This window comes from Sphingomonas sp. Tas61C01, from assembly GCF_052567495.1.
Map to the genome: position 1 here is coordinate 16,279 of NZ_CP199583.1, position 16,142 is coordinate 32,420.

Consider the following 16,142-nt stretch of genomic DNA (forward strand, 5'->3'; position numbering starts at 1 on the left):
GAGACGCACTGCGCGCCATGGTGGCGGTGATCGCAAGCGCTGCGCTGATGTCACCCACGCCGATCGATGCACAGGCGGCGTCGGCGCAGGAGCGGCCGACGCCGTCCGTGGATCTCGTCAATCCGCTGATGGGCACCGACTCGGATTACACCTTGTCGTACGGCAACACCTATCCGGCCGTGGCCGTGCCCTGGGGGATGAACTTCTGGACGCCGGTGACGGGAAAGACCGGGAGCGGCTGGGGCTACACCTACGACGCAAACAAGATCAACGGCATCAAGCAGACCCACCAACCGAGCCCGTGGATGAACGACTATGCCGCCCTCTCGCTGATGGCGACGACCGGGTTGCTGAAGGTGAAGGAGGACGAGCGCGCCTCCTGGTTCAGCCACAAGGCCGAGGAGAGCCACCCCTACAGCTACAAGGTCTACCTCGCCGACTACGACGTCAGCGCCGAGGTCGCTCCGACGGAGCGGGCGGCGCAATTCCGCTTCACGTTCCCACAAGCCGACGACGCGCACATCATCCTCGATGGCTATGCGGGAGGATCGAAGGTGTCGATCGATCCGACGCGCCGCCGGATAACTGGGTACGTCCGCAACAATCACGGCGGCGTCCCGAACAACTTCCACAACTACTTCGTCGCCGAATTCGATCACGACTTCGCGGTAAGCAGAACCTGGGACGACACTGGGCAGGCAGCCGCGCTCCTGACCCGCGAAGGCGATCATGTCGGTGCAGTCGTCAGCTTCAAGACCCGCAAGGGCGAAGCGGTCAACGTGAAGGTCGCCTCGTCCTTCATCAGTCACGATCAGGCGGAGCGTAATCTGCGGGCCGAGATCGGCGACGACGACTTCGATCGAACGAAGGCCAAGGCGAAGGCGATCTGGCAGCGCGAGTTCGATCGCATCCAGGTGAAGGATCCTAATTTCGACAACCGCCGCGTGTTCTATTCGGCCCTGTACCGCATGCTGCAGTTCCCGCGCATGTTCCACGAGGTCGATGCGCAGCATCATACGGTCCACTACAGCCCCTATGACGGCAAGGTGCACGCCGGTGTCCTCTACACCGACAACGGCTTCTGGGACACGTGGCGCGCCGTCTTCCCCTTTTTCGCGCTCATGTACCCGGAGCGCGATGGCGAGATCATGCAGGGGCTGGTCAACACCTACCTAGAGTCCGGCTGGCTTCCCGAATGGGCGAGCCCAGGACATCGCGACGTGATGATCGGGTCGAACTCGGCCAACCTAATCGCGGACGCCTATCTGAACGGCGTGCGCAGCTTCGACGTCGAGACGCTGTACCAGGCGCTGGTGAAGAACGCGACGACCTCGCAGGGCCGGCCAGTCGACAAGGGGGGCAAGGTCATCAGTGCAGTCGGCCGCGAGGGCGTCGAGCACTACAACCGCCTCGGCTATGTACCCTACGACGTCGGCATCAACGAGAGCGCCGCTCGGACGCTCGAGTATGCCACTGCCGACTTCTCGCTCTCACGCCTCGCCGCAGCGCTCGGCAAGACCGAGGACGCGAAGCTCTTCGCCGCGCGCGCGCAGAACTACCGCAAGCTCTACGACGCCCGAAGCGGGTGGATGCGCGGCCGAAACCAAGACGGCAGCTGGTCGACGCCGTTCAATCCCTACAGGTGGGGCGACGCGTTCACCGAAGGCAATGCACTCCACTACAGCTGGTCGGTCATGCAGGACGTGCGCGGCCTCGCCGACCTGATGGGCGGCGACGAGGCGTTTGTGAGGCGCCTGGATTCGATCTTCGTGACGCCGCCTATCTTCGACGATAGCTACTACGGGGAAACAATCCACGAGATCCGGGAGATGCAGATCGTGGACATGGGCCAGTATGCCCATGGCAACCAGCCGATCCAGCACATGCCTTATTTGTACGATTGGGCGGGTGCGCCGTGGAAGACGCAGTACCATGTCCGTGAGATTATGAGGAAGCTCTACTCGGCGACCCCGGACGGCTACCCCGGCGACGAGGACAATGGCCAGACGTCGGCCTGGTACGTCTTCTCAGCACTGGGCTTCTACCCGGTCACGCCGGCGGTCGGCCAATACGCGATCGGCAGCCCGCTGTTCCGCGAGGTCCGGCTCACGATGCCGGGAGGCAAGACGCTGACGATCCAGGCGCAGAACAATAGCCCCGAGAACATCTACATCCAGTCCGCTCGGTTCAACGGCAAGGTGCACGATCAGCCGTGGCTTTCGCGAGAGATGCTGCAGGGTGGAGGCATCTTATCGTACACGATGGGGCCGCGTCCGAACCCGGCCTGGGGCTCGGCAAAAGCCGCAGCGCCATATTCGACAAGCCCCGGCTAATAATTAATACATATTGCTTTAATTAGTTGACTGCTTTCCTCACGCAGTTGATAGCGCTCCCGTCGCCAGCAGCTGGACGGCCTTCGAGGCGAGAGCACCGCAGCTACTAACCGTGGTTGTGTGGATCTCTCCTCTCGTCGGTCAGGGCCAAACTGTAGCGCAGCAATCGCGGACATGCCGCGGTGAAACGCAATCGATCCGCCGGTCACGAGCGGACGATTATGAGGAGCAGGAAATGATCCATCGCCTTGGTTTAAGGTTCGGAGTCCGCACGCGATCGCTAGCAGCGGCTTCGTTGCTGACCATAATCACGGCGTCGCCGGCGTTTGCGCAGGAGCAGACCTCGGGCGCCGCACAGGGCGGAATCGAGACTCAACCAGCACCCGGAACCAAGCCCGCGGCAGGAGCAGCGGCGTCAGAGGCGCCGCAGCAGGATGTCGCGACCGCGGATGCGAGCGATACGAGCGAGATCGTCGTTATCGGCGTCCGCGGTGCGCAGCGGGCAGCCGTTGATCTGAAGCGCAACTCCGCGCTGATTGTCGACAGCATCGTCGCCGAGGACATCGGAAAGCTCCCCGACGCGACCATCGCGGATTCGCTTCAGCGCGTGCCCGGCATCCAGATCGGCCGGTCGGCCGGCGAGGGGTCCAGCGTCAACGTCCGGGGCCTCGGTCAGGTTCTGGTGACGCTCAATGGCGAGCAGTTCCTCGGTGGCCAGAGCATCGACAATGCGCAGCCCAACTTCACCGACATTCCGCCGACGCTGTTCTCGGGTGTCGACGTGTTCAAGTCGCAGAGCGCGCGCCAGCTGGAAGGCGGCGTCAGCGGCATCATCGACCTGAAGACCCGCCGTCCGTTCGACCTCAAGAAGGGGCTGACCGTCACCGGATCGGCGGAAGGCGCGTACGGCTCGCGGGTCAAGAAGTTCAACCAGCTCTATTCCGGATTGCTGGGCTATCAGAACGGCCGCTTCGGGCTGCTGGTGGCAGGCTCCTATTCAAAGGCGCGTCTCGCCAACATCGGTATCGACACGGGGAATTCTTGGCTGGTGTCGACCGATGTGCTGTCGGGCCGCGACCTGCGCGGCGACGGCGACATCACCGACAGCAACAAGTTCGCCGACAAGGACTATGTCTACCAGCCTGCCGTCGTCAGCAGCTCCAACCGGACGACGGAGCGCGAGCGCTACGGGATCAACGGGTCCGCCCAATATGCGTTGACCGATCGGCTGACGCTGACCGGCGACGTCGCCTATACCAAGCTCGACGACAGCATCCGCGCGGTGAACATCCAGCTCAACAGCGGATATGCGCCGCGCCCCCTGCAGACGGGTTCGGTCGTGGATCCCAATGGCGTCGTCACGGTCGGCAACTTCGCGCTGCCGGGCTTTGCCGCCAACAGCCTGGCGACCAACAGCCGGTCGCGGACCTACAACACCAATCTCGAGCTCACCTACGAAAACGAAGGCGTGTTCAAGGGCACCGTTCGGTGGGTGCATGGCGACGCGCGCCGATCATCCGACTCCTCGCAGGCCGATTCCAAGCCCGTGACCGGCCCGACGATCACGCGCGGCACGACCGCTGCCTGCCGTGCCACGCCCGCGCCGGCGGCGTGCACGGGCTTCCAGAACCCCGCGGGCTTCCAATCCGTCAACGTTGGCATCGATTATACGACCAAGTACCCGACGCTGGGCTTCGGCACCGACGTGAGCAATCCGGCCAACTGGCTGCTGTTCTCGACCTGGGGCTACGGTGACGAACGCCGCGCCAACACCGACGCGTTCCGCGCCGACGGCAGCTACACCGTAGGTGGCTTCATCAAGTCGGTCGACGTCGGCATCCGCTACAACACCCGCGACATCGCGGTTTCCGAATACAAGTTGCTGGCGCCGGTCACCGTCGACGGGCTCGGCACCCTCAGCGGCCCGGGCGATCTCTACTTCTTCAAGGATGCGGGGATCGGCCATACCGGCAACCCGGCGATCGAGGGCCGGTCGGTGCTGCCGATCTACAGCTTCGCGCAGCTCGGCAGCTCGGTGCGCAACTACAACAACTTCATCTTCGGCGGCGTGCCATCGGCGGGCATCCCCGCCCTCGATCCGAACGTCATGTCGGAGCCGCTGGCGTTCCAGAACAGCCTCTACCCCGGCAACGAGGCGTATAACGATCCGACCCGCAGCTTCCGGGTGAAGGAGCGTACCGGCACGGCCTATGGGCAGGTCAACTTCGGCACCGAGGAAGGCGCGCTCGGCTCGTTCGGCCTGTCGGGCAACGTCGGCCTGCGCTACACGACGACCCGCAGGCTGGTCTATTCCAACACCACCGATCCGAACCGCTTCATCGGCACCGGCGGCAATTACAACGGCGTGTTCCTGAACCTCGGCACCAACGTCACCAGCAAGAACATCGATCGCTGGCTGCCCTCGGCCAATCTGACGCTCGACATCAACGATCGCCAGAAGCTGCGTTTCGCCGCCGCGAAGGTCGTCGGCGAGCTCAACCTGTTTGATCTCGGTGCGGGGCAGGTGCTCTATTACGGCGCCAACAACGGGCGCTACCCCGACCTGCCTTCGACCTTGCAGGTCTTCCTGCAGGGCAATTCCGGCAACCCCAACCTGGAGCCCTACCAGGCGAACACCTACAACGCCTCGTACGAGTTCTACTTCGGCAGCGGCGGATTGCTGAGCGCCGCGGTGTTCCTGTTCGACATCAAGTCGTTCCCGCAGTCGATTAACACCATCCAGCCGATCGCCGATGCGGATGGCGTGGTCCGCGCGGGTGGTTCGATCTCGACGACCGGGAACGGCACGGGTGGCAAGATCAAGGGGCTGGAACTCGGCTACCAGCAACAATTCGATTTTCTGCCCGGTCTGCTCAGCGGCTTCGGAGCGAACGCGAACTTCACCTTGTCCGACAGCGAGAGCTCGAACAACGACCTGTTCGGCAAGCAACTGCCGGTGCCGGACAATTCGAAGTATCAGTACAACCTGATCGGCTTCTACCAGAAGGGCGCGGTGCAGGCGCGTGTCGCCTATAACTGGCGCTCGAAGCGCTTCGCGGGCCTGCAGTCCGTTAATGGCGTCGCCGACAACGACGTGCTGGCGATCTATTCCCGGCCGGTCGGGTATCTCGATGCGTCGGCGAGCTACGACCTGACGCCCGACGTCACGTTGTTCGCACAGGGCACTAACCTGACGAGTTCGAACGACGAGCAATATGCGCAGTTCAAGAACCTCTACTACCAGCAGAACATCTTCGAGCGGCGGCTGACCTTCGGCATCCGCATCCGCAACTGATCCCCGCTCGACCTCCTCGAGCGTGGTAGGCTCCCCCCGAGCCACTACTGGCCTGCCGGTCTCGCAATGAGGCCGGCAGGCATTTTCGGGTAGTAGAAGCCATGGGCCGGCCGGTGGCCCGGAGGATGCGAATGAACGACTCCATTCAGCCGACCCGTCGCGACCTGCTCGCCGGAGCCGCTGCCGCGGGTGCGCTGACGGGCGCGACGGTGCCGGTATCCGCGTCTTCGCCGGTGCCGATCGATCGGATCGTCCGGCGATCCGACGGCTTCACCGTTATCGCAGGGCCGGAGGCGACGCATGTCCGTATCGCTCATCCAGGGGTGGCGAGCGTCTTGCGGCAGCCGACCGCCAGCTCGATCCGTCCCGGTCTCGACTTCGCGGCGCAGTTGCCGCTGCCCGGCGGGATCCGCTTCGACGAGGATGCGCAGGTTCTGCGCGCACACGCAGACGGCATCGTCGTCGCGCTGGACAAGCGCACCGGGCGGCTGAGCTTCCTTACGCCGGAGGGCGAGCGCCGGATCGCCGAGGACGAAGCGCCTGTAACCCTGGAGGGCGTCGTCACCAGTCGGCGGCAGGGCTTTCGGATCGGCCGACGCGAGCGGCTGCACGGCCTCGGTCAGTTCCGCGAGCCGCATGCGGAATACCGCGACAAGGACGTGTTCCTGGCGCAGGCCAACAGCGATGCGGTCAACCCGTTCCTGATCTCGAGCGGCGGCTGGGGCCTGCTATGGGATACGGGCACTGCGGCCTATTTACGGTCGCGGGGCGACCGGCTCGGCTACCACTCCGTCGCGGGGCAGGCGATCCGCTACCATATATGCCTCGGGCAGGACATGGATGCGGTGATCGGCGGCTATCGCGCACTGACCGGCGCAGCGTCGCTGCTGCCGCGATGGGCCTATGGATATTGGCAGAGCAAGGAGAGCTATGCGCGCCAAGTCGACCTGATCGAGGTCGTTAAGGAATATCGCCGCCGCGGGTTGCCGCTCGATGCGATCGTGCTCGACTATAAATATTGGGGCGGCAACGCGAACTTCAGCGGGATGAAGTTCGATCCGACAGCCTTTCCCGATCCGCGCGCGATGATCCAGGACGTCCATGCTGCGGACGTCCATCTGGTCGCGTCGATCTGGCCCGCTTTCGGCATTGCCACGACGCTTTACCGCGACATGGCGGCGGGTAATCACGTGTTGCCGGGCGATCACTGGTCCGGCGGCAAGGTGTTCGACGTCACCTCTCCGGCGGCGCGGCAGATCTACTGGCGAGCGATCAAGAAGGGCCTGATCGACATCGGCGTCGACGGGTTGTGGACCGACGGCAACGAGCCCGAATTGCGTTCCACCGGGGAACGCTACGGCACCAGCGCCAGCTATGCCGCCAATGGTCGGATCACCGCCGGTCCGATCGACGAGAACCTGCTGACCTTCTCCTGGTATCAGGCGAAAGGGCTGAGCGAGGCGATGCGGCGCGACTCGCCGGCAAAGCGCCCCGTCATCCTCAGCCGCTCGGCCTATGCAGGTCAGCAGGCATTCGGCGCGATCACCTGGTCCGGCGACATTTTCGCCAGCTGGGGGACGCTGACCAACCAGATCACCGCGGCCCTCAATTTCAGCATGTCGGGCAATCCGTGGTGGACCTGCGACATCGGCGCGTTCCTGGTCTTCCACCGCTATCCCGACGCGCTGAGCGATCCGGCGTACAAGGAATTGTACGTTCGCTGGTTCCAGTTCGGCGCCTTTCTGCCGGTGTTTCGTGCGCATGGCACCCATGTGCCGCGCGAGCTGTGGCAGTTCGGCTCACCCGGCGATCCCTATTACGATGCGCTGGAGAGCGCTCTGCGGCTGCGCTACACGTTGATGCCCTACATCTACTCGCTCGCGGCAGCAGCCGCGCATGACGGCGACACGCCGCTCCGCGGCTTGGCGATGGACTATCCGGACGATGCCGACGTGCGCGATCAGCCCGCGACGTTCTCGTTCGGGCGCGACCTCCTTGTCCGCGTGGTCGATCGACCGATGTTCCATGCCAGCGAGAACATTCAGGAATTCCTGCCGAATAGCGCCGTCCAGGGAGTTTTGGCCCCTGCCGCGACGGTCGAATATTATGAAGGCGCCGACTTCGATCGCTTCGTATCGAAGCGACTGACCGACGATATCAAGATGAGCTGGGCGGGCGATCTGCCCTCGGCACTTGCGGGCAAGCCCTATTCGCTGCGCTGGACGGGAAGGATCGTCGCGCAGGAGAGCGGGCCCACGCGCATCAGCCTCATCGGCAAGGGTGCCATACACTTCATGTTCGACGGCAAGACGGTGGTGAAGGGTGACTCCGGCACGTCGGTCGCCGATGGCGCGAATGGCGGCGTGTCATTCCGCGGGCACGAAGGCGACGCATTCTACGGCTTCGACGTCGATCTCGTCGCGGGGCGCGCCTATGACTTTACGCTGGAGCAGCGCCAAGTCACGGCGGATGCGGTCAGCCTGTGGCTGGAGTGGATCACGCCATCGATCCGCGCACGGCAGCGTCTGCCGAAGGTCGCGGAAGTGGTGGTAGCCCTACCTGCTGGCCGAGACTGGTATGACTTCAGAAACGGCATCCGCTTCAAGGGCGGCGATGTCGCGCGGATCGCGACGCCACTAGCGACCCACCCCCTCTTCGTCCGCGCGGGCGCAATCCTGCCGCTGGCGCCGAGAAGCGATCGGACCGGCGGCCTGGCTGACGCGATCGAGCTCCGGATCTACGCCGGTCATGACGGGACCTTTCTTCTGTACGACGACGCGGGCGACGGAGCTGGCCATCTGCATGGCGAATCGATGAGGGTCTCGCTCGCGTGGAACGATGCCTCATCGACCCTGGACATCGGCGAACGCGTCGGACGATTTCCCGGAATGCGGCCGTTGCAGCGGTTTGAGGTGACGATAATCGATGGGAAAGGCGGGCATGCGGGAAGAACTGTCGCATACGACGGCACCCGCCAGCTCGTCACAATGACCGGAATACCTGCGATCACCTGATCGCACGAAATCTGCCAGCGCGCCTCATGGTCAAGGCGTCATCGATGCATAAGCGAGAGAGACGATCGATGCAGGATTCCGTAATGCCCTCCGGATCAAGACCAGCGTTGGCGGTCGGCCTCGATCTTGCGGGCACCAAGATCGAAGCCATTCTGCTGACGCCCGACCGGCGGGAGGTCTGGCAGCAACGCATTCCCAATCCCGGATCCTACAGGTCTGCCATCGGAGCGATCGCACAGCTGGTCGCGGAAGGGGACGCTGCGAGCGGCGCTCCAGCTACGATCGGCATCGGTGCCCCGGGCCCGCTGTCGCCCCGGACCGGCCTGATGCGCGACAGCAACTCCTTGTACCTCAATGGCCGCCCGTTCCGAGCTGACTTGATGGCCGCGCTGGGGCGTCCGGTAATCATCGCCAACGACGTCAACTGCTTAGCCGTATCGGAGGCGAAGGACGGTGCAGCCGCAGGAGCACGCACGGTGTTCGCGCTAGTGGTTGGCACAGGCGTTGGTGGCGGCATCGCCTTGGCAGGCGTGGTCCATGACAGTGCGCACGGCGTAGCTGGCGAGATCGGGCACCAACCGCTGCCTTGGCCGGTCGGTGCGGAGACTGATCCTGCCACATGCTGGTGCGGACTTCCGGGCTGCGTCGAAAGCTGGGTGTCGGGCACCGGCTTCGCCCGAGCCGCGGCCGCGGAATAGGGCCTTTCGCTAACCGCACCGCAGATCGTGGCTGCGGCACGCGCCCGCAATGCCGCTGCCTGCGACGCATTGAGCATCTATGTCGACCGGCTCGGACGTACGCTGGCGTTGGCGGTCAATCTACTGGACCCCCACGTGATCGTGCTCGGCGGCGGGATGTCCAACGTGCCGGAAATCTACGTCGGGCTACCCGACGTCGTCCACCGCTACGCCTTCTCCGATCAGTGGGAGGGTCGGATAGCACGGTCCCGCTGGGGCGACGCATCCGGCGTGCGCGGTGCGGCCCGCCTATGGCCAACCCACGCGTGATCAGGCACGTCTTGTGACTTGCGAACCGCAGCTCAGCTGCCGCCCACCGCCGTGGCAAGACCCCCACGATTTCCACGGCAGACCAGCTTGTGAACTGTCGATAGTCGCGACCCAGGGGCGCTCAGACCAGGTGACTGGTCGTTCCTTCAGATGGTTGCGCAAGCGAGCGGGTCGGTACTTACTGGTGGAAGGCAGCGTGTTCGCCTTGGCTGGCGCTCGGCTCACATGGACCTGCGTACATGCAGCCTACCATCGGCTGATCCATCGCTTCCGATGCGAATACACCGGGCAGCTTCCAGGAAACCGTCTGCAGGCAGCGGTGGCCCCGCTAGCGAGCCGTGGTTTGATCGTATCCGCAAGTAGAAGGATGTCGCGTTTGATCGACTGAGGCGAGGCTTAGATGGAGTGCGCTTCACGATCGCGCCCGATCGGTCGACTCCCAGCTCAGAGCGAGGCTCGATCCGTCGCCTCGGCACGTGCAGTGGTGGCGCTTCTCCCATAACGGCCACGATAGGCACGGGCGAAATGAGAGGCATCCGAATAGCCGCATTCAATTGCGACCGCGGTCATCGACGCACGCCCGCCGACCACCATCCGGTGGGCGCGCTCGGCTCGCAGACGAGCCGCGAAGGCACGAGGCGAGATCGCGATCGCGCGCTGGAACAGTCGCGCCAGCTGGCGGGTCGTGACGCCCGCCGTCTCGGCGATCTTCTCAAGCTCGATCGGGCTGGCGAGGGTCTGCTCGATGGCGAGCATCGCCCGTAGGACGCGAGGGTCGGCCACCGCGCCGAAGCCTTCGAGCGCGGGGGGAGGCTGTGGCGAGCTTCCGGCCCGCGATCCGGATTCAAGCATGACCCGCAGGCCCTTTGCTGCCTCGCCGGCCCCAAGATGTCGATCGATCAGATGGCTCGCGAGATGGATCACGCCCGTACCTCCAGCGCAGGTGATCCGATCCCGATCAAGCACGTAAAGGGCGTCGGCGATCACCCGCAACTCCGGAAACTCGGCCTCGAGCTGAGCCTTGTGAAACCAGCTGACACACGCTCGACGGCCGTTCATCAGGCCCAATCGCGCCAGCACGAAGCTCCCGGTGCACAAGCCGATCATCGGCATGCCTCGAGCTGCCACGCTCTGCAGATAGGCCCTGGTCTCGTCGCCGATCTCGGGACCGCGGTGAAGGGTCCCGCCAACGACGACCACATAGTCAAACGTCTCGGCAACGTATCCGCCGTCACTATCGATGACGATGCCGTTACTCGCGCGCACCGGTCGTCCCTGCTCGCTCATGACGCGCCACCGGCATCGGATCTGGCGGCTGCGATCGCCCTCGTCAGCGGCGAGGCGCAACGTGTCGACGAAGGCGGACAGCGCCAGCATCGTGAAGTCGGGCATCGGAACGATGCCGACCGAAAGTGAGGGTGTTTCCGGCATGTCCCAACAATGACAGAAAATGTCCGCGGCGTGCAAGTCGCCCTCATCTGCTTCGGCCAAGATCTTGTCGGAGGAACAGGGATGAAGTTTTCCGGACTGAACTTGCTTCGCCAATCGCTGAGTGGGCATCGCCACTGGGACCGGCAATGGCGGTCGCCCGAGCCCCAAGCAGCCTATGACGTCGTCATCGTCGGCGGCGGCGGCCATGGGCTCGCGACCGCATACTATCTCGCCAAGGTTCACGGCGTGCGCAACGTCGCGGTCCTGGAGCGTGGATGGATCGGCGGCGGCAATACGGGCCGCAACACGACCGTCATCCGGTCCAACTACCTCTTTGACGAGAGCGCGGCGCTGTACAACCATGCGCTCGCGCTGTGGCCGGGCTTGTCGAGCGAGCTCAACTACAACCTGATGTTCAGTCCGCGTGGCGTCATGCTCCTCGCGCACACCCTACACGACGTGCATATCACCAAGCGGCACGTTCATTCGAACCGCCTGAACGGCGTGGACAACGTCTGGTTGAGCCCAGATCAGGCGAAGGAATTCTGCCCGCCGCTCGATATCTCGACGCGGGCGCGTTACCCGATCCTCGGGGCGGCCTTGCAGAAGTCGGGCGGGACAGCGCGTCACGACGCGGTGGCGTGGGGCTATGCACGAGCCGCGTCGGCGATGGGCGTCGACATCATCGAGAACTGTGCGGTCACCGGGATCCGTCGTGACGCCACGGGGTCGGTCGCGGGCGTCGAGACCAGTCGTGGCTATGTAGGTGCCCGGCAGGTGGGGGTCGCCGCCGCCGGAGCGACCAGCACCATCATGGATATGGCCGACGTCCGCATGCCGCTCGAGAGCCACCCGCTTCAGGCGCTGGTGTCCGAACCCGTCAAACCGTGCTTGCCATGCGTCGTCATGTCCAACACGGTGCATGCGTACGTCAGCCAGTCTGACAAGGGAGAGCTGGTGATCGGCGCGGGGGCCGATCAGTACCCCTCGTACAGCCAGACCGGTGGCGTCCACCAGCTGACACTGGCGGTGGAGGCGATATGCGAGATGTTCCCGATGTTCGGGCGCATGCGGATGCTGCGCAGCTGGGGCGGCACGGTCGATCTGACGCCGGACCGCTCCCCCATTCTGTCGGCGACCCCGGTTCCGGGACTGTTGGTCAACTGCGGGTGGGGGACCGGCGGGTTCAAGGCGACGCCGGGCTCCGGGCACCTGTTCGCACATCACCTCGCCACCGGTGAACCTCATCCGATCGCAGCACCCTTCTCGCTGGACCGCTATGCCAGCGGCCGGCTCATCGACGAGGCGGCAGCCGCCGCCGTCGCGCACTAGGACGGCGCCATGCTCCAGATCGATTGTCCTCACTGCGGAACTCGTGCCGAGATCGAGTTCCGCTATGCCGGCGAGGCCCACATGGTGCGCCCCAAAGCCGACTGCGACGATTTGACGTGGGCGGCCTACCTCTACTGGCGCGACAACAAGCGGGGCGAACATGCCGAGCGTTGGCGACACACGCACGGCTGTGGGCAGTTCTTCAACGTCGTTCGTGACACGCTGAGCGATCGGATGATCGACACCTATCCTGCAGGGCACGCGCGTGCAGCGGCAGGGGGTGAGATATGAACGGGTACCGCGTTGCCGGCGGCGGCAGCCTGATCGACCGATCCCGCACGATCGCATTCGCCTTCGACGGCAAGCGCATCGAGGGGCATCCCGGCGACACCGTGGCCTCGGCGCTCCTTGCCAACGGCATCCACCTGATGGGGCGGTCGTTCAAATATCATCGTCCACGCGGTGTGCTTGGTGCAGGTACCGAGGAGCCGAACGCACTCGTCGGCGTCACGCGTGGTCCCGGCCGTTTCGAACCGAACCAGCGAGCGACGCTGGTCCCGATCGCTGAGGGGTTGGTGATCGAAAGTCAGAACCGATCGCCGTCGTTGAGGCGCGACATCGGTGCGGCGAACGACGTGGCGTCCGCGTTCATCCCAGCAGGCTTCTACTACAAGACCTTCATGTGGCCGCGCTGCTTCTGGGCCAAGATATACGAACCCGTCATCCGTCGCGCCGCCGGGCTCGGCAGACCGCCAGAGTTGGCAGACCCCGACCGGTACGCGCAGCGTTGGGCGCATTGCGAGACCTTGGTCATCGGGGCCGGCCCCGCCGGCCTCTCTGCCGCACTGGCAGCCGCGGCCGCAGGCGGTCGCGTGATGCTATGCGACGAGGGGGAGACGTTCGGCGGTCGGATGCGCGACGCGCCCGATGCGGTGATCGATGGCATCCCTGCGGGAGAATGGATCTCCGAGGCCCGGCGCCGTCTGGAAGATGCGAGGGTCAGGCTGCTGCCGCGCACCACGGCGTTTCACTACGGTCTCGGCAATCTGGTGACGCTCGCCCAGCGGTGTGCGGATGCGGGCGGCCCGCGGACCCGCGAACGTCAATGGATGGTCCGCGCGGCTCGGGTGGTCGTGGCGATCGGGTCGATCGAGCGTCCGATCGTCTTTCCGAACAACGATCGGCCGGGCGTGATGCTCGCATCGGCAGCGTCCAGCTTCCTGCATCGGCAAGGCGTGCTGGTGGGTCGATCCGTGGTCATCATCGCGCAGCACGACAGCGCCTACAGGACAGCGGCCGACCTCGCGCGCGCGGGAGCGACGGTCACGGTCGCCGATAGGCGGCTGGAAATCGCGCCTGATCTGCTCGCGACTGCCGAAGAAGCCGGCTTCTCCGTACTGCCCGGCATGATCGCGGTCGACACGCGCGGCAGGTTGCGGATCACTGGGATCGCGCTGGCGTCTTCGGCAGCTGGGCAACCACGATGGATGCGCTGCGACGCGGTCCTGATGGCCGGCGGGTGGACGCCGAGTGTCCACCTGCATTCGCAATCCGGCGGGAAGGTGACCTGGGATGAGGATCTCGCCGCTTTTGTTCCGGGTGCGACGACCCAGGCGCTCGTATCGGCGGGGGCCTGCGAGGGCCGCGGATCGCTGACGGAATGCCTTAGGCGAGGTTGGGAGGCGGGTGGCGGGTCGGTCGCCGATGCGCCTCGCGCGGTCGATCGTCAGGACGTTGGGCAGGGGCCGGCTGAACCCGATCGTCACCGCGAAGGCGCGCGACGCAAGGCATTCGTCGATTTCCAGAACGATGTGACCGCCAAGGACATCCGGCTGGCGGTGCGCGAGGGCTTCAGGTCGGTCGAGCACATCAAGCGCTACACGACCAACGGCATGGCGACTGACCAGGGGAGGACGTCGAACGTCAACGCGCTTGCGATCGCGGCCCAGGCGATGGGCCAGACGATCCCGGGAACCGGACTCACGACATTTCGGGCTCCATACTCACCGACCACTTTCGGCACGCTCGCGGGATTCACCCGCGGACCGTTGTTCGATCCCGTGCGGAAGACGCCCATGCACCACCGCGCGATCGAAGCCGGTGCGGTCTTCGAGGACGTCGGCCAATGGAAGCGTGCGCGCTACTTCGCCGCGGACGGCGAGGAGATGGCGGCCGCGGTCGCGCGCGAATGCCGACTGGTGCGGCAGGCGGTCGGCATGTTCGATGCGTCGACGCTAGGTAAGATCGAGGTCGTCGGCCCAGACGCGGCAGCGTTTCTCGACCTGATCTACACGGGCCGCCTCTCGACGCTGGAGATTGGGCGTTGCCGCTATGCGCTCATGCTGCGCGAGGACGGCTTCGTGACCGATGACGGCGTCGTCGCCCGGATCGCGGTCGACCGCTTCCACGTCACCACGACTAGCGGCGGGGCGGCCTCGGTGCTGTCGACGATGGAGGACTTCCGCCAGACCGAATGGCCGGAGCTGAAGGTCTGGCTGACCTCCACGACCGAGCAATATGGCGTAATCGGCATCACTGGCCCGAGGGCCCGGCTGCTGATGGCGTCGTTGACGGACCTCGATCTCTCCACCGAGGCCTTCCCGCACATGTCCGTTCGCGAGGCAGTAATTGCGGGAGTGCCGGTTCGATTGTTCCGGGTCAGCTTCACAGGAGAGACCGGCTACGAGATCAATGTCCCGGCAAGTCGTGCGCTTGCGATCTGGGACCTGCTCGCGACCCGACTAGCCGAGCATGAGGGCGGGCTCTACGGCACCGAAGCCGCCCACATCCTGCGGGCGGAGAAGGGCTACATCATCGTTGGGCAGGAAACCGACGGAACGACCACGCCGGACGACGTCGGCCTGGGGAAGATGGTCGCTACCAAGAAGCCGGATTTCATCGGCAAGCGCTCGTTGATGCGAGCGGCGATGAGCGCGCCGGAACGCAAGCAGCTGGTGGCGTTGCTGAGCGTCGATGGTCGTGCATTCGACGAGGGCGCACAGGTCGTCGATCCGGTCGACGCATCACGATCGATCGGACACCTGTCATCGAGCTATGCAAGCGAGACGCTCGGTCGACCATTCGCACTCGCGATGGTGCGTGGCGGGCGTTCGCGCATCGGCAGTAGGCTGGCGGTCGTGGATGGTAGCGAAGCCGTCGAGGCCGAAGTGGTGGATCCGGTGTTGTACGATCCGGCGGGAGCACGTCTCGATGTCTGAACCGATCCTGTCATTCGGCGCGACACGTTTGCGCCGGCCGCCTGCCGACACTCAACTCTTGCTCCACGGGGATCCTGGCGACCGCGCGGCGCTGGCGAACTGCTGCGGCGTCGAATTGACGGACGTCACCCTGACGAGCGCGAAGACGGGGGGCTGGAGTTCGCTGCATCTCTCCCCCGACGAGTGGCTCCTGGTAGGGCCGGCGGGCACCGGCACCGACGTGATCTCGCGTTTGGGCGCGGCGCCGGTCGCGTACTCCCTGGTCGACATCTCGGATCGATCGAGTACGCTCGATCTATCGGGTCCCGGCGCGACCGGCCTCCTCGCCGGGGGCTGCCCGCTAGATCTCGACGCGGTGCCAGATGGCGGTTGCACGCGGACACTGTTCGGGAAGGTGACCATCCTGCTGTGGCGGCGCGGCGATGATTGGCGGATCAGTCATGCCCGCTCCTACGACGATTACATCATCGATCTGCTACGCGCGGTCGCGGACGATCTCGTCGAGAACTGAT

Annotated in this window: 8 protein-coding genes and 1 pseudogene; 8 read left to right on the forward strand and 1 reads right to left on the reverse strand. The window is 65.0% G+C overall.

Annotated features, from left to right (window positions below):
* The first annotated feature begins 47 nt into the window (after positions 1-47).
* The 4 genes and pseudogenes from ACT009_RS00100 to ACT009_RS00115 all read left to right on the forward strand — a co-directional run bounded on the left by ACT009_RS00100 (position 48) and on the right by ACT009_RS00115 (position 9,649).
* Positions 48-2,333 (forward strand): GH92 family glycosyl hydrolase, encoded by a 2,286-nt coding sequence (locus ACT009_RS00100; RefSeq protein ID WP_445193957.1) that lies wholly within the window; start codon positions 48-50, stop codon positions 2,331-2,333.
* Between the two features lie 235 nt (positions 2,334-2,568).
* Entirely contained in the window at positions 2,569-5,628 is a 3,060-nt protein-coding gene (locus ACT009_RS00105; RefSeq protein ID WP_445192385.1) for a TonB-dependent receptor, read from the forward strand.
* A gap of 131 nt (positions 5,629-5,759) precedes the next feature.
* Positions 5,760-8,642, forward strand: a complete 2,883-nt coding sequence (locus ACT009_RS00110) for a TIM-barrel domain-containing protein (protein WP_445192386.1) — start codon at positions 5,760-5,762, stop codon at positions 8,640-8,642.
* Between the two features lie 107 nt (positions 8,643-8,749).
* Positions 8,750-9,649, forward strand: a pseudogene (locus tag ACT009_RS00115) (ROK family protein).
* 444 nt (positions 9,650-10,093) lie between these two features.
* On the opposite strand, the gene ACT009_RS00120 reads toward ACT009_RS00115, so the two are convergent.
* Complete coding sequence (locus ACT009_RS00120; RefSeq protein WP_445192387.1) at positions 10,094-11,080, reverse strand: GlxA family transcriptional regulator; 987 nt, start codon at positions 11,078-11,080, stop codon at positions 10,094-10,096.
* 81 nt (positions 11,081-11,161) lie between these two features.
* Here ACT009_RS00120 and ACT009_RS00125 point away from each other — a divergent pair, with 81 nt between their 5' ends.
* From ACT009_RS00125 to ACT009_RS00140, 4 genes are read left to right on the forward strand one after another with little or no spacing between them, the layout of a single operon-like run.
* Complete coding sequence (locus ACT009_RS00125; protein WP_445192388.1) at positions 11,162-12,412, forward strand: sarcosine oxidase subunit beta family protein; 1,251 nt, start codon at positions 11,162-11,164, stop codon at positions 12,410-12,412.
* Between the two features lie 9 nt (positions 12,413-12,421).
* Entirely contained in the window at positions 12,422-12,703 is a 282-nt protein-coding gene (locus ACT009_RS00130) for a sarcosine oxidase subunit delta (protein ID WP_445192389.1), read from the forward strand.
* Positions 12,700-15,630: a sarcosine oxidase subunit alpha family protein gene (locus ACT009_RS00135; RefSeq protein ID WP_445192390.1), complete on the forward strand. Its 2,931-nt coding sequence runs from the start codon at positions 12,700-12,702 to the stop codon at positions 15,628-15,630. The genes ACT009_RS00130 and ACT009_RS00135 overlap by 4 nt, the downstream gene beginning before the upstream one ends.
* Complete coding sequence (locus tag ACT009_RS00140) at positions 15,623-16,141, forward strand: sarcosine oxidase subunit gamma (protein ID WP_445192391.1); 519 nt, start codon at positions 15,623-15,625, stop codon at positions 16,139-16,141. The genes ACT009_RS00135 and ACT009_RS00140 overlap by 8 nt, the downstream gene beginning before the upstream one ends.
* Position 16,142 lies beyond the last annotated feature (1 nt).